Origin of the sequence: Streptomyces sp. NPDC049887 (assembly GCF_040656535.1) — a bacterium.
In the GTDB taxonomy this organism is placed as follows: domain Bacteria; phylum Actinomycetota; class Actinomycetes; order Streptomycetales; family Streptomycetaceae; genus Streptomyces.
In genome coordinates, this window is sequence record NZ_JBFAMM010000004.1 from 1 (window position 1) to 17,952 (window position 17,952).

General features: G+C 71.9%; 20 protein-coding genes and 1 tRNA gene. 12 read left to right on the forward strand and 9 right to left on the reverse strand.

All coding sequences use genetic code 11. The annotated features are described in order from the left end of the window. Positions 1 to 59 precede the first annotated feature (59 nt). Both AB0J10_RS06065 and AB0J10_RS06070 read right to left on the reverse strand, forming a co-directional pair. Entirely contained in the window at positions 60 to 749 is a 690-nt protein-coding gene (locus tag AB0J10_RS06065) for a DUF2993 domain-containing protein (protein ID WP_363058307.1), read from the reverse strand. Continuing rightward, positions 746 to 3,208 carry an MMPL family transporter gene (locus tag AB0J10_RS06070; protein ID WP_363058309.1) on the reverse strand — a complete coding sequence of 821 codons (2,463 nt, stop codon included), beginning with the start codon at positions 3,206 to 3,208 and terminating at the stop codon, positions 746 to 748. Before AB0J10_RS06070 ends, AB0J10_RS06065 begins: the two co-directional genes overlap by 4 nt. A gap of 149 nt (positions 3,209 to 3,357) precedes the next feature. Between AB0J10_RS06070 and AB0J10_RS06075 the strand changes: the two genes are divergently transcribed. From AB0J10_RS06075 to AB0J10_RS06095, 5 genes are all read left to right on the forward strand, one after another. Continuing rightward, positions 3,358 to 4,146 carry a TetR/AcrR family transcriptional regulator gene (locus tag AB0J10_RS06075; RefSeq protein ID WP_363058311.1) on the forward strand — a complete coding sequence of 263 codons (789 nt, stop codon included), beginning with the start codon at positions 3,358 to 3,360 and terminating at the stop codon, positions 4,144 to 4,146. Positions 4,147 to 4,203: 57 nt separating this feature from the next. Continuing rightward, on the forward strand, positions 4,204 to 4,626 hold the full coding sequence (locus tag AB0J10_RS06080) for a M67 family metallopeptidase (RefSeq protein ID WP_363058313.1): 423 nt from the start codon (positions 4,204 to 4,206) through the stop codon (positions 4,624 to 4,626). Positions 4,627 to 4,713: 87 nt separating this feature from the next. Then, positions 4,714 to 4,839: a putative leader peptide gene (locus AB0J10_RS06085; protein ID WP_363058315.1), complete on the forward strand. Its 126-nt coding sequence runs from the start codon at positions 4,714 to 4,716 to the stop codon at positions 4,837 to 4,839. 106 nt (positions 4,840 to 4,945) lie between these two features. Continuing rightward, the gene (locus AB0J10_RS06090) at positions 4,946 to 5,233 is read left to right on the forward strand and encodes a MoaD/ThiS family protein (RefSeq protein WP_363058317.1); all 288 of its coding nucleotides are present in this window, start codon (positions 4,946 to 4,948) and stop codon (positions 5,231 to 5,233) included. A gap of 16 nt (positions 5,234 to 5,249) precedes the next feature. Then, complete coding sequence (locus tag AB0J10_RS06095; protein ID WP_363058319.1) at positions 5,250 to 6,200, forward strand: cysteine synthase; 951 nt, start codon at positions 5,250 to 5,252, stop codon at positions 6,198 to 6,200. 155 nt (positions 6,201 to 6,355) lie between these two features. Here the strand turns inward: AB0J10_RS06095 and AB0J10_RS06100 are convergent, their stop codons facing one another. Continuing rightward, positions 6,356 to 6,862: a type II toxin-antitoxin system PemK/MazF family toxin gene (locus tag AB0J10_RS06100; RefSeq protein ID WP_363058321.1), complete on the reverse strand. Its 507-nt coding sequence runs from the start codon at positions 6,860 to 6,862 to the stop codon at positions 6,356 to 6,358. 242 nt (positions 6,863 to 7,104) lie between these two features. Between AB0J10_RS06100 and AB0J10_RS06105 the strand changes: the two genes are divergently transcribed. The 3 genes from AB0J10_RS06105 to AB0J10_RS06115 all read left to right on the forward strand — a co-directional run bounded on the left by AB0J10_RS06105 (position 7,105) and on the right by AB0J10_RS06115 (position 9,986). Then, complete coding sequence (locus AB0J10_RS06105; RefSeq protein ID WP_363058323.1) at positions 7,105 to 7,857, forward strand: MBL fold metallo-hydrolase; 753 nt, start codon at positions 7,105 to 7,107, stop codon at positions 7,855 to 7,857. Positions 7,858 to 7,984: 127 nt separating this feature from the next. Continuing rightward, the gene (locus AB0J10_RS06110; protein ID WP_363058325.1) at positions 7,985 to 9,565 is read left to right on the forward strand and encodes an APC family permease; all 1,581 of its coding nucleotides are present in this window, start codon (positions 7,985 to 7,987) and stop codon (positions 9,563 to 9,565) included. A 1-nt stretch (position 9,566) separates the two neighbouring features. Then, entirely contained in the window at positions 9,567 to 9,986 is a 420-nt protein-coding gene (locus tag AB0J10_RS06115) for a universal stress protein (protein ID WP_363058327.1), read from the forward strand. Positions 9,987 to 10,151: 165 nt separating this feature from the next. Here the strand turns inward: AB0J10_RS06115 and AB0J10_RS06120 are convergent, their stop codons facing one another. Together AB0J10_RS06120 and AB0J10_RS06125 are read right to left on the reverse strand one after the other, a co-directional pair. Next, entirely contained in the window at positions 10,152 to 11,426 is a 1,275-nt protein-coding gene (locus tag AB0J10_RS06120; protein WP_363058329.1) for a PTS transporter subunit EIIC, read from the reverse strand. A 241-nt stretch (positions 11,427 to 11,667) separates the two neighbouring features. Next, positions 11,668 to 12,963 (reverse strand): PTS transporter subunit EIIC, encoded by a 1,296-nt coding sequence (locus tag AB0J10_RS06125; RefSeq protein ID WP_363058331.1) that lies wholly within the window; start codon positions 12,961 to 12,963, stop codon positions 11,668 to 11,670. Between the two features lie 272 nt (positions 12,964 to 13,235). Here AB0J10_RS06125 and AB0J10_RS06130 point away from each other — a divergent pair, with 272 nt between their 5' ends. From AB0J10_RS06130 to rdgB, 4 genes are all read left to right on the forward strand, one after another. Then, positions 13,236 to 13,469 (forward strand): PTS glucose/sucrose transporter subunit IIB, encoded by a 234-nt coding sequence (locus AB0J10_RS06130; RefSeq protein ID WP_123187908.1) that lies wholly within the window; start codon positions 13,236 to 13,238, stop codon positions 13,467 to 13,469. A gap of 179 nt (positions 13,470 to 13,648) precedes the next feature. Continuing rightward, the gene (rph, locus tag AB0J10_RS06135) at positions 13,649 to 14,386 is read left to right on the forward strand and encodes a ribonuclease PH (RefSeq protein WP_363058333.1); all 738 of its coding nucleotides are present in this window, start codon (positions 13,649 to 13,651) and stop codon (positions 14,384 to 14,386) included. A 271-nt stretch (positions 14,387 to 14,657) separates the two neighbouring features. Beyond that, positions 14,658 to 15,035 (forward strand): hypothetical protein, encoded by a 378-nt coding sequence (locus AB0J10_RS06140; RefSeq protein WP_363058335.1) that lies wholly within the window; start codon positions 14,658 to 14,660, stop codon positions 15,033 to 15,035. A 73-nt stretch (positions 15,036 to 15,108) separates the two neighbouring features. Beyond that, positions 15,109 to 15,711 (forward strand): RdgB/HAM1 family non-canonical purine NTP pyrophosphatase, encoded by a 603-nt coding sequence (gene rdgB / locus AB0J10_RS06145; RefSeq protein WP_363058337.1) that lies wholly within the window; start codon positions 15,109 to 15,111, stop codon positions 15,709 to 15,711. Between the two features lie 59 nt (positions 15,712 to 15,770). Here the strand turns inward: rdgB and AB0J10_RS06150 are convergent. The 4 genes from AB0J10_RS06150 to AB0J10_RS06165 form a co-directional block, all read right to left on the reverse strand. Then, positions 15,771 to 15,854: transfer RNA gene (locus tag AB0J10_RS06150), tRNA-Leu, on the reverse strand. A gap of 50 nt (positions 15,855 to 15,904) precedes the next feature. Then, on the reverse strand, positions 15,905 to 16,405 hold the full coding sequence (locus AB0J10_RS06155; protein WP_363058339.1) for an HNH endonuclease: 501 nt from the start codon (positions 16,403 to 16,405) through the stop codon (positions 15,905 to 15,907). Next, on the reverse strand, positions 16,402 to 17,058 hold the full coding sequence (locus tag AB0J10_RS06160; protein ID WP_363058341.1) for an HNH endonuclease signature motif containing protein: 657 nt from the start codon (positions 17,056 to 17,058) through the stop codon (positions 16,402 to 16,404). Before AB0J10_RS06160 ends, AB0J10_RS06155 begins: the two co-directional genes overlap by 4 nt. A gap of 172 nt (positions 17,059 to 17,230) precedes the next feature. Then, a complete protein-coding gene (locus AB0J10_RS06165; protein ID WP_363058343.1) occupies positions 17,231 to 17,938 on the reverse strand; it encodes a DUF1707 domain-containing protein in 708 nt (235 codons plus the stop codon). Between the last annotated feature and the right edge of the window lie 14 nt (positions 17,939 to 17,952).

A 17,952-nucleotide genomic window follows, 5' to 3' on the forward strand; every position in this document is an offset into this window, starting at 1 on the left:
CGCGCGCCCACGAGACCGGTCGGGCGCGCGGCCGCCGACCGCCGACGGCCGGCCGCGGCTCACGCGAGCCGGACCTCGTTCCCCCTTGCGTGCAGTGTCACCCCGGCCTCGCCGACCGACACCCGCGTCGGCGCTAGGCCCGCGGGCAGCTCCGGTACGACGAGCTCCCGGCCGGCGAAGGCCGCCGAGATCCGGGGGCCGGCCGGATCGACCGGCTGGCCCGCGAACGACGCCGAGACGGGCACGACGGTGATGGTGCGCCCGGTCAGCCGCGGCTCGGCCACCACGGTCAACGGAAGGCCCAGGACCTCGCGGTCCACACGCAGCCGGCCGTCCCCGTCCGCCGAGAGCGTGGCGCCGTCCCCGAGACCCGCCCCCAGGGAATCGAAGGGCGCGGTGAAGCGTGCGTCCGCGGACGCGGCCGTGTATCCGCCGCCGGTCCCGGTGACCTCGCGCAGCTCCACCGACGCCCGGACCGCCCGGCCCTCCTTGGTCACGGCGTCCGCCTCCACGGCGATCTCCGGAAAGGTTCCCCGCGCCGCGCTCAGCAGAAAGGGGAAACCGCCGATGCTGACCCGCGGAGCGCCGACCAGCGACTCCTGCCGTGCGGCGATCCGTTCCGCGAGCCGCTTCTCGGCCACGGTCGCGGAGAGGCGGTCGACGGCCGGCAGCGCCAGGAGCAGCACCGCCGTCACGAGTGCCGTCCACAGCAGAAGTCGCCGCCGGCCGTCCGCCGGGCGCCGCGTCATGACGCGCTCCGGGCGTCCACGAGCGGCGTGTCGCCGGCCGGGGCGGAGGGTGGCGGCACGGTACCGGCGTGGCCGTCGTCCTCGATGGCCAGCCGCGGCAGCAGCCGGTCCAGGGCGCCGGGCAGCCACCAGTTCGCCCGGCCGAGCAGGACCATCGTGGACGGCACGAGCACGCCGCGCACGACGGTGGCGTCGAACGCGACCGCCGTGGCCAGGCCGATGCCGAACATCTTCACGACGGGGTCGTCGGACAGCAGGTAGCCGAGGAAGACGCTGACCATGATCAGCGCCGCGGAGGTGATGATCCGGCCCGTGCCGGAGAGCCCGGAGATCACCGCGCCCCGGTTGTCCCCGTCGCGCAGATAGGCGGCGCGCACGGCACTCAGCAGGAAGACCTCGTAGTCCATGGCCAGTCCGAACAGCACGGCGAACATCAGCAGCGGGACGTATCCCGGGATCGGTACCGGACCTTCGAGCCCGACCAGCGTCGCACCCCACCCCCACTGGAAGAGCGCGGTGAGCACGCCGTAGGCCGCTGCGACCGACACCAGGTTCATCAGTGCGGCCTTCACCGCGACGACCGGGGAGCGGAAGGCCACGAGCAGGAGCAGCGCGGCGACGGCGAGCACGAAGCCGACGACCAGGGGCATCCGCGCGGACAGCCGTTCGTTCAGATCGGCCTGGGCGGCCGTGGCCCCGCCCACATGGGTCACCAGGCCGGTGCCCCCGGTCGCGCCGGGCAGGGTCTCGTCGCGCAGCCGGTGCACCAGGGCGACCGTGTCCGGGTCGGCCGGTGCGGTGGTGGGCGTGACCTGCCAGCGCACCCGAGTGGTGCTCGCGTCCAGCTGGGCGGGCCCGACGGACGCGACGCCGTCCGTCGCGCGCAGGGCGGCGGACACGGCCGTGATCCGGGCGTCGTCGGGGCCGGAGGCGGGCGAGGGCAGTGAGGACACGACCTGGAGCGGCCCGTTGGCGCCCGGACCGTAGGCAGCGGCCAGCCGGTCGTACGCGGTGCGGCTCGCCGTGCCGACGGCCTTGTCGCCCGCGTCCAGCTGACCGAACGTCAACTGACTTGCCGGGGCGGCGAGTACGCCGGTCAGGACCAGTGCGCCCAGCAGGCAGCGCCACGGCCGGGACGCGACGAACGCGGCGATCCGGCCCCAGCCGGCCGGAGCGCCCCCGGAGCCGGGGTGCGCCTGCGGCGGCCGCGGTCGGGCCGTGGGGGCTTCGAGGTGCTCCCCGTCGGGCCCGGTGCCGGCGTCGATGCGTTCCCCCCGGCCCGCTGACCGCTCCTCCCGTGCGTGCCGGTCCTCCCGTGTGTCCCGCGTGTCCCGTGTGTCCCGTGTGTCCCGTGTGTCCCGGGTGTGCCGCTCCGCCCGGACGGCTCCGTCCGTACTCGCGTCCCGCTCCGCCCGCGCGCGGCGTCCCTCCCGTGCCTTCCGTCCCTTCCGCGCCCGGGGGGTGAGACGAGGGCCGAGCAGCGACAGCACGGCGGGCAGCAGGGTGAGCGTCGCAGCCATGGCGACCAGCACGGCGATGCCCGGCGCGAGCGCCAGCGCGTGCAGCAGGGGAAGCCCGCCCAGCGCGAGCCCGGCGAGCGCGGCGACGACCGCACCGCCCGCGAACACCACCGCCTTGCCGGAGCCGGCCGTGGTGCGCGCCGCCGCGTCCTCGACGCCCACCCCGGCCGCGAGCAGCTCACGGAACCGGGTCAGGCAGAAGAGCGTGTAGTCGATGCCGACTCCGAGGCCGATCATCGCCGCGATGGTCGCCCCGGAGGACGGCATGTCCATCAGATGGCCGGCCAGGCCGACCAGGCAGAGGGACGCGCCCAGCCCGACCGCTCCCGTGAGCAGGGGGACCCCGGCCGCGACCAGGCTCCCGAACCCCAGCGCGAGCACGACGAACGCGGCCGCGAGGCCGATGATCTCGCTGTGGCCGGTGGAGCCCTTGTCCGCCGCCGCTGCGAGGTCGCCGCCGGCCGTCACCTCGATCCCCGCGCGGGTCGCGGGCGCGGCGGCGTCCGTGACGGCACGGGTCGTCTCCGGGGTGATGTCCCGGCCGCCGACGTCGAGTTCGACCGTCAGCCGTCCCGTGCGGCCGTCGGCGGCGAGACCGCCGCCGGCCGGTTCGTACGGGGTGGTCACGGCCACGACGTGGTCGACGCCCTCGATGGCCCGCGCCGCCTCCTCGACGGCTCCGCGTTGCGCGGCGGAGGTGAGCGGCGCGACGTCGGCCGGTGCGTGGAGGACCACGGGCTGACGGCCGGAGGCCGCGTCGGCGAAGGCCCCGGTCGTGTCGCGCGCCGCCTGGCTGTCGCTGCCCGGGATGGTCACGGCCTCACTGGTGACCCTTCCGAAGGTGCCGACGGCGGAGACCAGGACGATGAGCAGTAGCAGCCAGGCGGCCACGGTCCGTTTCGGTCTGCGGGCGCACCAGCGCCCTGTGGCCAGGAGCATGGGGGAAGCCGTCCCTCTCGTGCGTCGGGCCGACGGGGCCCTCTCGTGCGGCGGCCCTGGATGGGCTCGGAGTTATTGCACTCGGTGTGCAAGCGGCACGGTTGCATCGCGAGTGCAACAATGTCAACGCAAGGATGGGAGGAACCGAGGTGAACCAGTCGGACCGGCGGGCGCCGGATCACGCCGGTGCAGGTGGAGGCGCACGTCCCGGGGCCGGTGGCGGGCCGGCGCGGGACGGTCGCACCGAGCGCGGCCGCCGGACCAGGGAGAAGATCGCCGACGCGATGCTCGCGCTGCTCGACGAAGGGGAGACGCAGTTCCCCGCGGACCGGGTGGCCGAGCGGGCCGGAGTGTCGCGGCGCCTGGTCTTCCACCACTTCGCCGACATGGGGCAGCTCCAGGACACGGCCATCGCCCGGCGGCTCGACCAGCTGGCCGCGCGGATCGGGCCCCTGCCGACCGACGGGCCGAGGGAGGTGAGGGTGGCCGCGCTCGTCGAGCAGCGTGCCCGCATCCTGGAGTGGATCACGCCGGCCCGGCTGACGATGATGCGGCTGGAGAACCCGTCCGAGCGGGTCGGGTCCGCCATCCGCCAGGTGCTCGACTTCGCCCGCAGCCGGCTGACCGAGGTCTTCGCCGAGGAACTGGACCGGCTGACCGGGGAACGCCGGGCCGACCTGCTCAACGGGCTGGACGCGGTGACCACATGGGGTGCCTGGTACCACTGGCGCAGCGGCGGGCTCGACCCGGATGCCGCCCGCCGCACGATGGAGGCCACGGTGCACGCGCTGCTCGCCGCGACCGACCGCACACCCGCGCCGGACCGGGCAGGCCCGGCGGGCGCCGCGGACGGTCGCCCGCCCGCACCCGGCCCGGTGGCGGACGACGGTCCGTTCCCGCCCCCTGCCCAGGCCCAGTGCCCGCCCCCCGCCCCCTGATCTCACTCATCGGTCCCGGATCTCAGATCCGGGAACCGTCCGCCTATTCTCGTCCTCATGCTGACCATCACCCAGGACCTCTACGACCGGATCGTCGCCCACGCCCGCGAGGACCACCCCGACGAGGCGTGCGGCGTGGTCGCGGGGCCCGTCGGGAAGGGGCGGCCCGAGCGTTTCGTCCCCATGCTCAACGCCGCCCGTTCGCCCACGTTCTACGAGTTCGACTCGTCGGACCTGCTGAAGCTCTACCGGGAGATGGACGACCGGGACGAGGAGCCGGTGATCATCTACCACTCGCACACGGCGACCGAGGCGTACCCGTCGCGCACCGACATCTCCTACGCCAACGAGCCCGGCGCCCACTACGTGCTCGTCTCCACGGCGGACGCCGACGACGCCGGCCCGTTCCAGTTCCGCTCCTTCCGGATCCTCGACGGCGAGGTCACCGAGGAGGAGATCCGGGTCGTCGAGGCGTACTGAGGCCGAAATTCCACCAGGCGAACAGATCAGGTCCATGATGCGAGATCACATGCCGGGGGGCGGATCGGGAATCGTTACGATGACCGCATGGTTTCCCACGACGTGAGCGAGAAGACGCCGGGCACGACGCTGCTCGTGGCGCGACTGCACGTCGACCTGTGCCGCCTGGCCAGCGCCATCTGTACGCGCTGCGCGGACAGCCGTACGGCCTGAGCCCACGGCCCACGAGCGCAGCAGCCTGCACCAGCCCCTGCGCGGGGGCCCAGCCGCGCGCCCTTACGCAACGCCCCTTACGCCCCTCCCGACAGGAGCCCATGCCATGGCCATCGAGGTCCGCATCCCGACCATCCTCCGCACCTACACCGACGGCGCCAAGGCCGTCGAGGGCAGCGGGGACACGCTCGCCGAGCTGTTCGCCGACCTCGAGACCCGGCACCCCGGAATCCAGGCCCGGATCGTGGACGAGGCGAACGGCCAGCAGCTGCGCCGCTTCGTGAACGTGTACCTGAACGACGAGGACGTCCGCTTCCTCGACGGCATCACCACCAAGCTGTCCGACGGCGACAGCGTGACGATCCTGCCGGCCGTCGCCGGCGGTATGGCCTGATCGGCCGGATCACCCCATGCGCTACGACTCCCCGCTCGCCGCGGTCGGCAACACCCCGCTCGTCCGGCTGCCCCGGCTGTCCCCGTCCGAGGACGTCCGCATCTGGGCCAAGCTGGAGGACCGCAACCCGACCGGCTCGGTCAAGGACCGCCCCGCGCTCCACATGATCGAGCAGGCCGAGAAGGACGGCCGCCTCACGCCCGGCTGCACGATCCTGGAGCCGACCAGCGGGAACACCGGCATCTCGCTGGCGATGGCGGCCAGGCTCAAGGGCTACCGGATCGTCTGCGTCATGCCGGAGAACACGAGCGAGGAGCGCCGGCAGCTCCTCGCGATGTGGGGCGCCGAGATCGTCCCGTCGCCGGCGGCGGGCGGCTCCAACACGGCCGTGCGCGTGGCCAAGGAACTCGCCGCGCAGAATCCGTCGTGGGTGATGCTCTACCAGTACGGCAACCCGGACAACGCGGGTGCCCACTACGCCACCACCGGCCCGGAGATCCTCGCCGACCTCCCGTCGATCACCCACTTCGTCGCGGGTCTCGGCACCACCGGCACCCTCATGGGCGTCGGCCGCTTCCTGCGCGAGCACAAGCCCGATGTGAAGATCGTCGCCGCGGAGCCCCGGTACGACGACCTCGTCTACGGGCTGCGCAACCTCGACGAGGGCTTCGTCCCCGAGCTGTACGACGCGTCCGTCCTCACCACCCGCTTCTCGGTCGGCTCGGCCGACGCCGTCACCCGTACCCGCGAGCTCCTCCAGCAGGAGGGCATCTTCGCGGGGGTCTCCACCGGTGCGGCGCTGCACGCGGCGATCGGTGTGGGCCGGAAGGCGCAGAAGGCGGGGGAGAGCGCGGACATCGTCTTCATCGTGGCCGACGGCGGCTGGAAGTACCTCTCCACGGGCGTCTACACGGCCCCGACGACCCAGGCGGCGGTGGAAGCCCTCCAGGGCCAGCTCTGGGCCTGACGCCCCGGCCGGCGGGCATGCCCCCCGCGCCGTCGGGCACCCGCCCGGGCGCGCGGAGGGCTCGGGCGCGCGCCCGGACGTCACCGCGGTGCCGACGCCCCCGGTACCGGGGAGCCGGTCCGGCCCCGTGGAGGCGTCGGGGCGCCCGGACGGCGTCACAGGTGGCGCAGCTGGTCCCACAACAGCGGGTCCACCGCACCCACCCGCCGGCGGAAGTCCCGCACCCGGACCTCGCGGAGTTCGTCCGTCTCCAGGAAGCTCGGACGCCCGTGCGCGTCGCCGACCGTGCCCGGGGGGAGCGGGATCACGCCCGGACGCTCGTCGTGGTAGCGACTGGTGATCTTGGCGACGCGTGCCGCGCCGCCGTGCACGGCGAGGACCAGGCAGGGGCGGTCCTTGGATCCGGGCCCGTCCTCGAACGGGACGTCCGCCCACCAGATCTCGCCCGGTTGCGGCCGCCGCTCCGGTCCCGGACGCGCGGCGCCCTCCGCCGGCCCGCCGCGCCGTCCGCCAGGGACGCGCCCCCGCGGCCTCGTCGGCACCCTGCCCGGTGGTCTTCCGCCGGGCCTCCCCGCCCGGCCGCCCGGCCTCACCCGGGTCACGGCCGCCAGCAGCGCGACCGCCACCACCGCGCCCAGCGCGAGCCACCATGACGTGTCCATACCCCAGACGGTACCGGCGCGCATCCCGGGCCGCGCGCGTCGTGCGCCCGCCGTCACGCGTCGTCCTATCCGGTGACAGGGCAGGTGAGTTCCCCCACAACGGGTACGTGCGAAGGAGCGCCCAACCCTTTCGCGCCTTACGCTCGACGCACCGCACGACCTCCCCTGCGCACGCCTCGGCACCCCGTTACCCGCCCACGTTCCCCGTCCACCGGACGACCGTCCACGGAGGTTCAAGCTCCATGAAGCTCACCGTCGTCGGCTGCTCAGGGTCGTTCCCGTCCGCGGAATCGGCCTGCTCGAGCTACCTCGTAGAGGCCGACGGCTTCCGGCTGCTCCTCGACATGGGCAACGGCGCCCTCGGTGAGCTGCAGCGCCACATCGGTCTCTACGACCTCGACGCCGTCTTCCTGAGCCATCTGCACGCGGACCACTGCATCGACATGTGCGCGTACTTCGTGGCCCGCTACTACCGCCACGACGGCGGCCGCTGCGACGCCATCCCGGTGTACGCACCGGAGGGCGCGGAGCAGCGGCTCACCACCGCGTACGCCGACACCCCCTCCGACAAGTCGATGAGCGAGGTCTTCGACTTCCACACCCTCAAGCCGGGCGCCTTCGAGATCGGGCCCTTCTCCGTGCGCACCGAGAAGGTCGCGCACCCCGTCGACACCTTCGCCATCCGGATCGAGCACGGCGGCCGCTCCCTGACGTACTCCGGCGACACGGGCGTCTGCGACCCCCTGGTCGACCTCGCCGACGGCACGGACCTCTTTCTCTGCGAGGCGGCCTTCACCCACGGCAAGGAGGACATCCCGGACCTCCATCTCAACGGCCGCGAGGCGGGCGCCCACGCAGCCCGTGCGCGGGCCGGGCGCCTCGTGCTCACCCACATCCCGCCGTGGACGGACGCCGAGCGCAATCTCGCGGACGCGCGAGACGTCTTCCGGGGCCCCGTGGAACTGGCGGCCCCGGGCGCGGTCTACGAGCTGTGAGGCGCATCGGGCCGCGGGGCACCACCGTTCCCGCCGCCCGATGCGGAGATCCACTCCGCAGGCCGGGAGCGACACCTCCCGTTAAACTCGCATAGAAGCGACACATCGTCCTGATCTGCGAGGAAACATGGCCGATGACGTCAAGGACACCCTCCCTCCTCCGCCCAGCTCGCACAGCCGGGAAGGGCCCGGAGAGCTGAAGCACAACGCGATCGGCTTCCTCGACGCGCTCGTCATCGGCATCAACTCGACCTCGCCCGCGTACTCGCTGGCCGCGGTCATCGGCTCGGTGGTGGCACTCGTCGGCGTCTACGCGCCCGGCGTGGTGCTCGCCTCCTTCGTGCCGATGCTGCTGATCGCATCGGCCTTCTTCTACCTCAACCGGGTCGACCAGGACTGCGGCACGACCTTCTCCTGGGTCACCCGCGCCATGGGGCCCTGGGCCGGCTGGTTCGGGGGCTGGGCGATCATGATGACCGGCGTGCTCGTCGTCGGCTCGCTCGCCGACGTGGCCGTCGGCTTCGGGCTGCTCACCGTGGGACTCGACAGCTGGGCGGCCAACGACCTCGTACGCCAGCTGCTCGCCGTGCTGCTCATCCTCGTGATGACCGCCATCTGCGTCATCGGCACCGAGGCCTCGGCACACGTCCAGAACGTGCTCATCCTCGCCCAGGTGGCGTCGCTGCTCGCGTTCGCCGTCGTGGCCGTCTACCGCGTGTACGCGGGCACCAGCTCGCTCGGCGCCGTCGAACCGCAGATCACCTGGCTCGATCCCTTCGCGGCGGGCGGTGCCGCACTGACCGCCGGTCTGCTGCTCGGCGTCTTCATGTACTGGGGCTGGGAGTCGGCGGTCAACCTCACCGAGGAGGTCAAGAACTCCGCAAGCGCCCCCGGAAGGGCCGGCATCTGGTCGACGGTCATCCTGCTGGGCACGTACCTCTCGGTCACCATCGCGGTCGTCGCCTTCGCCGGCCCCGCCTACCTCGCCGAGAACGCCGCAGAGGAGGAGTTCATCTTCGCCTCCCTCGCCCGGCAGGTCCTGGGCGGCTGGGACTGGCTCGTGCTGCTGGCCGTGTCCACGTCCGCGCTCGCCTCGACCCAGACGACGATCATCCCGGCATCCCGGACGGGGCTCTCCATGGCACGGCGCGGTGCGCTGCCCGCCGCCCTCGCCCGGATCCACCCCCGCTTCCGCACGCCCCACGTCAGCACCTGGGCCGTCGCGGTCGTCGCCGTCGTCTGGTACCTCGTCGTCAGCCAGATCAGCGAGAACGCCCTGCTCGACTCGCTCACGGCCCTCTCACTGCTCATCGCGTTCTACTACGCCCTCACCGGCATCGCCTGCGCCGTCTACTACCGTCGCCATCTCACCGAGAGCGTGCGCAACTTCCTGCTCATCGGCCTCGGACCGGTGATCGGTGCCGTGCTGCTGCTGTGGCTGCTGGTGGAGTCCGTCGTCGACATGTCCGACCCGGCCAACTCCTACAGCGGCGCCTCGTGGTTCGGGCTCGGCCCGCCGCTCGTCATCGGCATCTTCATCGTCGTGGTGGGACTGTTCATCATGTTCGGCCGCCGGCTCACGAGCGACCGCTTCTGGCACGAGCGCCCGAGCGTCTGCGACCCCGACCTCGCACGCGGCACCACCGGCACCGGCACCGGCAAGGGCAGCGGAGGGGACGGCGGCCGGAGCGGATCCGGAGGGCCGTGAGATGCCCGTCGTCCTCGGATACGACGAGTCGCCCGGCTCCGTGCGGGCACTGCGGGTGGCCATCGAGGTGGCCGCCGCCTTCGGCGAGCCGCTCGTCATGGTCTTCGGCGCGGCGCCCCCGGGCACGCTCGGCGAGGAGTACCGGACCCATCTGGAGGCCATTCGCCAGTCCGGCCGGACCGCCCTCGCCCACGCGGTCGCCGCGGCCGACGCCGCGGGCGTACCCACGGCGGTCGAGATCCTCGACCAGGGACCGGCGGAGGCGCTGCTCGACGCCGCCGACCGCCACGACGCGCGCGTCATCGTCGTCGGCAGCTACGGGGAGAGCCCACTGCGCGGCGCCCTCCTGGGCTCGACCCCGCACAAGCTGCTGCACATCTCACGAGTCCCGGTGCTGTGCGTACCGGCCGCGGAGTCCTGATCGAGCGGACGGGCCCGGAGCGCGACGGGAAGGGCCGGTGGGCAGGCGAGGAGCGGACCCGGAGTCCACGTGCGGACCCCCGCGCTCCGTAGGGGAGTGCGGGGGTCCGTGTGCGTCCCGGCGCGACCGCCGGGTGGCCCGGCTGCCACACGGCGGTCGTGACTGCTACTTGGCCTCGGCCCTTTCGAGTTCGGCCAGTTCCTCGTCGGACTCGCGGCCCGGCGTCGGGAGGTTGAACCTGGTGATCGCGAAGCGGAAGACCACGTAGTAGACGACCGCGAAGCACAGACCGATCGGGATGATCAGCCATGGGTTCGTCGCCTTGTTCCAGCCCAGACCGAGGTCGATCAGGCCGGCGGAGAAGGTGAAGCCCGCATGGACGCCGAACATCCAGGTCACGGCCATCGAGACGGCGGTGAGGACCGCATGGATCGCGTAGAGCAGCGGCGCGATGAACATGAAGGAGAACTCGATCGGCTCGGTCACGCCGGTGACGAACGACGTCAGGGCGAGCGACAGCATCATGCCGGTGACTGCCTTGCGGCGCTCCGGGCGGGCCGAGTGCGCGATGGCCAGGGCTGCGGCGGGGAGACCGAACATCATGATCGGGAAGAAGCCCGTCATGAACAGTCCGGCCTCCGGGTCGCCGGCGAAGAAGCGGTGCAGGTCGCCGTGGACGACCTCACCTGCGGCGTTCGTGAAGTCGCCGATCTGGAACCAGGCGACGGTGTTCACGAACTGGTGCATACCGATCGGGATCAGTGCGCGGTTGATCAGGCCGAACAGTCCCGCGCCGCCGGCGCCCAGCCCCGTCATCCACTCGCCGAAGTGGGAGATGACGCTGCCGACCGGTTCCCAGGCGAGGCCGAAGAAGACACCGGCGACCACGCCGACGAAGGCCATGATGATCGGCACGAGGCGGCGGCCGTTGAAGAAGCCGAGCCAGTCCACCAGCCTCGTGCGGTGGAAGCGCTGCCACAGGACCGCGGACAGCAGACCCATGATGATGCCGCCGAGGACGCCGGGGTCGTTGTACGTCGCGGCGACGTCGACGCCCTTGTTGGCGGTGGTGTTGACCACGGCCTCGGTCACCGGGAACGCGGTGAGGACGTTCTTGTAGACGAGGAAGCCGACGAGGGCCGCGAGCGCGGTGGACCCGTCCGACTTCTTCGCGAAACCGATCGCCACGCCTATGCAGAACAGCAGGGGCAGGTTGGCGAAGACGGCCTCGCCGGCGGTCGCGAACACCGAGGCGACCTTGTCCCAGCCGAGGCCGTCCTTGCCGAAGACATCCTGCTGGCCGAGGCGCAGCAGGATGCCTGCCGCCGGCAGCACGGCGATGGGCAGCTGCAGGCTGCGGCCCACCTTCTGCAGGCCCTGGAACAGGCCGGAGCCCCATTTCTTGGCGGGTGGCGCCGTGTCGACGGTGGCCGTGGTCACAACTTCCTCCAGTGGGCAGGGCGCCGCCCGGCACCGGGGGAGAGGGGGACGGCGGCGACTAGGGGAACGCGGTGGTATGGACCGCATGGTCTACACCAGTCAGAGGTGTAGACCAGTTGTAGCACGTGAGGGAAAGATAAGGAACCTGCGATTCCCGGGGGCCTCGGCCGCCCGCCCGGAGACCTCGCCGCCACCCTGCCTGCGCAAGCGGGTACCGCTCGCGGTCGCTCGCCGGCTGCCGCTACTCGGTGACCTTGCGCTCCATCTCCTCGCCGATCTCGTCCGGCTCTCGCCCCGGCGTCCTGATGTCGAACCTGGTGATCGCGAAGCGGAAGATCGCGTAGTACACCGCCGCGAAGGCCAGGCCGATCGGGACGATCAGCCACGGCTTCGTCGCCAGGCCCCAGTTGATCGCGTAGTCGATGACACCCGCCGAGAACGAGAAGCCGTCCTTGACGCCCAGCGCCCAGGTGACGGCCATCGAGACGCCCGTGAGCACGGCGTGGATCGCGTACAGCACCGGCGCGACGAACATGAACGAGTACTCCAGCGGCTCCGTGATCCCCGTGACGAACGACGTCAGCGCCGCCGACATCATCAGCCCGCCCACCTCGGCCCGCCGGTGCGGCTTCGCACAGTGCGTGATCGCCAGTGCCGCCGCCGGGAGGGCGAACATCATGATCGGGAAGAAGCCCGTGGTGAACAGGCCCGCGTTCGGGTCCCCGTTAAGGAACATGTTGATGTCGCCGTGCACCACCGTGCCGTCGGGCTTGGTGTACGAGCCGAACTGGAACCACAGCGGTACGTTCAGGAACTGGTGCAGCCCCACCACCAGCAGCGCACGGTTCGCCACGCCGAAGATGCCGGCGCCCCACGAGCCCAGGTCCTGCAGCCAGTTGCTGAAGCTCTCCAGTGCTCCGCCGACCGGCGGCCAGACCCACAGGCACAGCGCCGCGAACGCGATCGCGACGAACGACATGATGATCGGCACGAGTCGGCGCCCGTTGAAGAAGCCGAGCCAGTCCACCAGCCTGGTGCGGTGGTAGCGCTGCCAGATGTAGGCGGTCATCAGGCCCATCACGATCCCGCCGAACACACCCGGGTTCTGGTACGTGAAGGCCGCCACCGAACCGTCCACGGCCCGGCAGCCGGTGGCCACCGGGGTCGCGGGGTCGATGCACTCCTCGGGGAACTCCCGGATCACGCCGTAGTACACGAGGAAACCCGCCACCGCGGCCAGCGCCGTCGAGCCGTCCGCCTTCTTCGCCATGCCGATGGCGACGCCCACGCAGAAGAGCATCGGCAGTCCCAGGCCCGAGTCCAGCAGCGCACCGCCGGCCCCGTCCATCACCTTGGCGAGGTTCGTCCAGCCGAGACCCTGGTCGCCGAAGACGTCCGGCTGGCCGAGGCGGTTGAGGATGCCGGCCGCGGGCAGCACGGCGATGGGGAGCTGCAGGCTGCGCCCCATCTTCTGGAGCCCCTGGAACGACCTGTGCCGCCACGTCTGCCGCGGTACGGCCGCGCTCTCGGTGGTCATCGGCGTCCTCCCGGAAGTCGCCTGGTTTGGCAGGTGTCGCAGACTGGTGTAGACCAGTCCTCGTACGGCTCCGGTCCGGTCCCGGATTCCCCGCGGCCCGATCGAGGTCCGTGGCGGAGGCGGGTCGCCGGTGATCGTCATCATTCGACAGGTGGCGGTTCCTCGCTCATGAAGATGGGCCAACCGTGCATTACCGTGACGAAACGGACCGACGGTGGGCCGAGGCAGCTCCGAGCGCCCCGAACGGGCCTCTCGAACGCAGGGAGAAAGACATGGCCAGCAAGGCTGAGAAGATCGTCGCCGGGCTCGGCGGTATCGACAACATCGAAGAGGTCGAAGGCTGCATCACCCGCCTCCGTACCGAGGTCGTGGACCCGGGCAAGGTCGACGAGGCCGCGCTGAAGGCCGCCGGCGCCCACGGCGTCGTCAAGATGGGCACCGCCATCCAGGTCGTCATCGGCACCGACGCCGACCCCATCGCCGCGGACATCGAAGACATGATGTGACCGCCGCGCGAGCCGCCTCCCCACTCGTCCGCGCGCGACCGCACCGTTGACGGCGCACTCCGGTCCACCCCGACTCCACACCGGTCCGGGCCGGTCCGACCCCGACGGGGTCTCACCCGTGAGGGGCCCGTTCCCCACCGGGAACGGGCCCCTCACGCGCGTACGGATAGGCTCACCACATGTCTCGAATCGACGGCCGCACCCCCGAACAGCTCCGCCCCGTCACCATCGAACGCGGATGGAGCAAGCACGCCGAGGGCTCCGTCCTCATCGGCTTCGGCGACACCAAGGTCTTCTGCACCGCCTCCGTCACCGAAGGCGTCCCCCGCTGGCGCAAGGGCAGCGGCGAAGGCTGGGTCACCGCCGAGTACTCCATGCTGCCGCGCTCCACCAACACCCGCGGCGACCGCGAGTCCGTCCGCGGCAAGATCGGCGGCCGCACCCACGAGATCTCCCGCCTCATCGGCCGCTCCCTGCGCGCCGTCATCGACTACAAGGCCCTCGGCGAGAACACCATCGTCCTCGACTGCGACGTCCTCCAGGCCGACGGCGGCACCCGCACCGCCGCCATCACCGGCGCCTACGTCGCCCTCGCCGACGCCGTCTCCTGGGCCCAGGCGAACAAGCTCGTCAAGGCCGGTCGCAAACCCCTCACCGGAACCGTCGCCGCCGTCTCCGTCGGCATCGTCGACGGCACGCCCCTGCTTGACCTCTGCTACGAGGAGGACGTCCGCGCCGAGACCGACATGAACGTCGTCTGCACCGGCGACGGCCGCTTCGTCGAGGTCCAGGGCACCGCCGAGGCCGAGCCGTTCGACCGGAAGGAGCTCAACGCGCTCCTCGACCTCGCCACCGGCGGCTGCGCCGACCTCGCCGCGCTCCAGACCGCCGCCCTCGCCACCGCGATCGGCGAGTGAGCACGGCTCCGAGCGAGCGACCCCACGCCCCCGCCCCGGTGACCCGAGGCGTCGTCCGGAAGGACCCCGGGCGTCCCCCGCCCGCCCCCCGACTCGCCCCCCGACTCGCCCCCGGCCCGGCACCCGAGCCGCTCCTCGGCCGGTGCCCCGGGCAGGGCCGCCCTCCGGAGAGCAAAGAAGCAACCAAGAACGCCACCACCGGCGTCACAGCAGGTACGGGCGTACGGGCCGAACCGTACGCCCGTCCGAGAACCAGGGGAGGGACTGCACCATGCGCAGCCGCCGTATCGCACTCGTCGCCGTCACCGTCGTCGCGCTCACCGGAGTCGTCGGCTGCGGTGCCGTCGACAAGGCTCTCGACTGCGTCAAGACCGCCGACGCCATAGCCACCAGCGTCGACGGGCTCTCCCGGGCCGTCTCCACCGCCTCAGAGGACCCGACACAGCTGACCGAAGCCCTCAACGACATCGACAGGGAACTCGGCAACCTCAAGGACACCACCGACAACGCCGACCTCTCCAAGGCCGTCGACGACCTCTCCAAGGGAGTCGAGAACGTCCGCACGTCCGTGGAGAACGGCGACGCCACCCCGGACATCACCCCGGTCACCGACGCCGCCGCCGAACTCGGCAAGGTCTGCACCTCCTGAACCCCGGCCCGCCGGGCGCCGTGCACCCCACCCGCGGCGCCCGCGCCGCCACCGACGCGGAGATACTGGGCGCATGACCCGCCTGATCCTCGCCACCCGCAACCCCGGAAAGATCACCGAGCTCCGTGCGATCCTCGCCGACGCCGGACTCATCCACGAACTCGTCGGCGCCGACGCCTACCCCGATCTCCCCGACGTCAAGGAAACCGGCGTCACCTTCGCCGAGAACGCCCTGCTCAAGGCACACGCCCTGGCCCAGGCCACCGGCCTTCCCGCCGTCGCCGACGACTCCGGCCTCTGCGTCGACGTCCTCGGCGGCGCCCCGGGCATCTTCTCCGCCCGCTGGTCCGGCACACACGGCGACGACACGGCCAACCTCGAACTGCTGCTCGCGCAGCTCTCCGACATCACCGAGGAGCACCGCGCCGCCCACTTCGCCTGCGCGGCCGCCCTCGCCCTCCCCGACGGCACGGAACGCGTGGTCGAGGGCCGCCTGCGCGGCACCCTGCGCCACGCCCCGGCCGGCACGAACGGCTTCGGCTACGACCCGGTCCTCCAGCCGGACGGCGAGACGCGGACGTGCGCGCAGCTGAGCCCGGAGGAGAAGAACGCGATCAGCCACCGTGGGAAGGCGTTCCGGGCGCTGGTTCCGGTGGTGCGGGAGCTGCTGGGCTGAGGTGGTAGTCGAAGGCCGGGCCCACCAGCGGCTGAGCCTGGCCTTCGACTGTGGAGATGTGCGGCCGGTGGGACTCGAACCCACATGGGATTGCTCCCAGGTGCCCCTAAAACACCCGCTTATGCCAATTCAGCAACGACCGCTCGCGCCAGCTCATCGTAGCGGTCCGGCCGTATGCGTGGCGCGGGTGACCTCAGGCTTCGGAGCGGCGGCGGCCTCCTCTGCACCAGGTGCGGGTGACAGCGTGGCAATTGGGGCAGAGGAGCCGGAGATTCCTGGCCCGGTCGTCACTCCAGTCCCCGTTTATGTGATCGACCTCAAGGGTCATGGGCCGGCCGAGCCATTCCGCACCGACTCCGCATTCGGCGCACTCCACGGCTCTCCCGATCTCGGCAAGGGCGCGACGCAGGTGCTCCGCCTTTCTGCGGCGCTTGCCGTCGTGTTTCACCAGCACGTCCACGGCGCGCAGGGGAGGTGTGGTGCCAGGCTTGCCCCTCTGGTGGGACTGGCCCAGGAAGTGGCAGGTGTTGAGGCGGGCCTCGGCGATCCAGCGCTTCAACAGAAGGCGCTGACCGCCGTTGTCCGGGCGACCCAGCCGTCTGAGGACGGCCGCCAGCGACTCCGACGCGGCGACGGCCGCGACCAGCTCGGCAGCGGCCGGCCGGCCGGCGCTGTGACGGCCCGCACGGTTCACGAGGGCGCCTTCTGGTGCCGAGCTCGTGCACGCCCACGGTAGGTGTCCGTGGTCGAGTGGCAGTTGGGACAGAGGAACCGGAGGTTCTCGGCGCGGTTGTTGCGCCAGTTTCCGTCGATGTGGTCGATCTCGAGGGGGAGTCGGCGGCCCCGCCACACCGGATCCAGTCCGCAGAGCGCACAACGCTCGCAGGCCCCCCGTTCCAGCAGTGCCCTCCGCAGCCTGTCGTTGGGCGTGCGCCCGCCGTGCCCGGTGTGGTTCTCGACGAGGATTTCCTCGGCCGTGAGCCGACGGTGGTTGCGGCGGGTCCTTTCCGTGCGGGGCGGTGCGGTGAAGTGCGAGATATCGATCCCAAGTGCGCGAATGCGGCGAGCGATGTGCGTGTGCTGACCACCCACCACGTCGACATCCAGATGACGCAACACGTCGCACAGATTCGAGGAAGCCGCGACGGCGGCCTCCAGGGTCTCCCTCGTCCAGCGTGTCCCCTCGCGTTCGAAGTGCGAGGTGTCCACGCCCAGCTTCTTCATGCGGGCTCGGATGTAGGACCGCGAAGCCGCTCCCGCCCCCAGCTTCTCCAGGGCCTCCGACAGCGTCCGCGAGGTGCTCGCCGCCTCCGACAGGCGTTCTCGTGTGTACGGGCTCACCGGCATGCGTTGCGTCCCCCTCCGTACCGGTCGTGTGTTCGTCTCCTCGCACGGAGTAACGAAGCGGCCGTCGAACGGTCACGCAGGGTCCGTGCCCCGAAGGCAGGCGCCGGCCCCCGCTGGGAGGCGGCCGTCCCCCCACCCCCAGTGCCGCCCGGCGCCCCCGGAGGAGGGACGGCTACTCCAGCTCGCCCCGTGCCCCGCCGCCCTCGCGCTTGTCCAGGCGTTCCCGACGGCGGGCCTCCTTCAGGCGCTGCTTGTCGGCCCTGCGGAGCTTGCGTTCGACGCCGACGCCACCCATGAGGGCGAAACCGGTGACGATCACACGGGGTGAGCCGGGGGCGATGTCGTCCGGGTCTCCGCCGGAGCCGGCCTCGCCGAAGCCGCCCATGAAGCCGAAGCCCCTGACGTCGACGTGCATGTCCGGGGGCACGGTGACCTGGATGCCGCCCATGAGGGTGAAGCAGCGGATGACGGTGTCCCGGTCCTCGAAGTCGGCGTCCCGCAGGTCGATCTCGCCGCCCCCTTGCAGGACGACGGCGGTGAACCTGCGCGCGACGGTCCAGGTGCCCTTGCGGCCGAAGCCGCTCCAGAACGCGAACGCGCCCTTGGAGGTGGGAGGGTGGCCGGTGCGCCGGGCGTAGTCCGCGGTGCCGGTTGCGGGGGCAGGCGGGGCGGCGAGGGGTGCCGGGGCTCCGCCAGGGGCCGGGAGGTCCCGTACGAGGGGTTCCAGCTCCCCGCGCGTACGTGCCTTGTAGGCGGCGTCGAGCCGCTCCTCGAATTCGTCCATGTCGAGGCGGCCCTCGGCGACGGCGTCCCGCAGCCGTTCGGCGATCCGATCCCGCTCGGCGTCGGAGGCCCGCATGTCCGGAAGGTCGCTCGTCATGCGTTCAGCCTAGT

What these genes read in the sequence shown, in the direction of transcription:
- AB0J10_RS06065 (WP_363058307.1), bottom strand. Translation starts at nt 749, where the DNA reads ATGACGCGGCGCCCGGCGGACGGCCGGCGGCGACTTCTGCTGTGGACG.
- AB0J10_RS06070 (WP_363058309.1), bottom strand. Translation starts at nt 3,208, where the DNA reads ATGCTCCTGGCCACAGGGCGCTGGTGCGCCCGCAGACCGAAACGGACC.
- AB0J10_RS06080 (WP_363058313.1), top strand. Translation starts at nt 4,204, where the DNA reads ATGCTGACCATCACCCAGGACCTCTACGACCGGATCGTCGCCCACGCC.
- AB0J10_RS06085 (WP_363058315.1), top strand. Translation starts at nt 4,714, where the DNA reads ATGGTTTCCCACGACGTGAGCGAGAAGACGCCGGGCACGACGCTGCTC.
- AB0J10_RS06090 (WP_363058317.1), top strand. Translation starts at nt 4,946, where the DNA reads ATGGCCATCGAGGTCCGCATCCCGACCATCCTCCGCACCTACACCGAC.
- AB0J10_RS06095 (WP_363058319.1), top strand. Translation starts at nt 5,250, where the DNA reads ATGCGCTACGACTCCCCGCTCGCCGCGGTCGGCAACACCCCGCTCGTC.
- AB0J10_RS06100 (WP_363058321.1), bottom strand. Translation starts at nt 6,862, where the DNA reads ATGGACACGTCATGGTGGCTCGCGCTGGGCGCGGTGGTGGCGGTCGCG.
- AB0J10_RS06105 (WP_363058323.1), top strand. Translation starts at nt 7,105, where the DNA reads ATGAAGCTCACCGTCGTCGGCTGCTCAGGGTCGTTCCCGTCCGCGGAA.
- AB0J10_RS06110 (WP_363058325.1), top strand. Translation starts at nt 7,985, where the DNA reads ATGGCCGATGACGTCAAGGACACCCTCCCTCCTCCGCCCAGCTCGCAC.
- AB0J10_RS06115 (WP_363058327.1), top strand. Translation starts at nt 9,567, where the DNA reads ATGCCCGTCGTCCTCGGATACGACGAGTCGCCCGGCTCCGTGCGGGCA.
- AB0J10_RS06125 (WP_363058331.1), bottom strand. Translation starts at nt 12,963, where the DNA reads ATGACCACCGAGAGCGCGGCCGTACCGCGGCAGACGTGGCGGCACAGG.
- AB0J10_RS06130 (WP_123187908.1), top strand. Translation starts at nt 13,236, where the DNA reads ATGGCCAGCAAGGCTGAGAAGATCGTCGCCGGGCTCGGCGGTATCGAC.
- rph (WP_363058333.1), top strand. Translation starts at nt 13,649, where the DNA reads ATGTCTCGAATCGACGGCCGCACCCCCGAACAGCTCCGCCCCGTCACC.
- AB0J10_RS06140 (WP_363058335.1), top strand. Translation starts at nt 14,658, where the DNA reads ATGCGCAGCCGCCGTATCGCACTCGTCGCCGTCACCGTCGTCGCGCTC.
- rdgB (WP_363058337.1), top strand. Translation starts at nt 15,109, where the DNA reads ATGACCCGCCTGATCCTCGCCACCCGCAACCCCGGAAAGATCACCGAG.
- AB0J10_RS06160 (WP_363058341.1), bottom strand. Translation starts at nt 17,058, where the DNA reads ATGCCGGTGAGCCCGTACACACGAGAACGCCTGTCGGAGGCGGCGAGC.
- AB0J10_RS06165 (WP_363058343.1), bottom strand. Translation starts at nt 17,938, where the DNA reads ATGACGAGCGACCTTCCGGACATGCGGGCCTCCGACGCCGAGCGGGAT.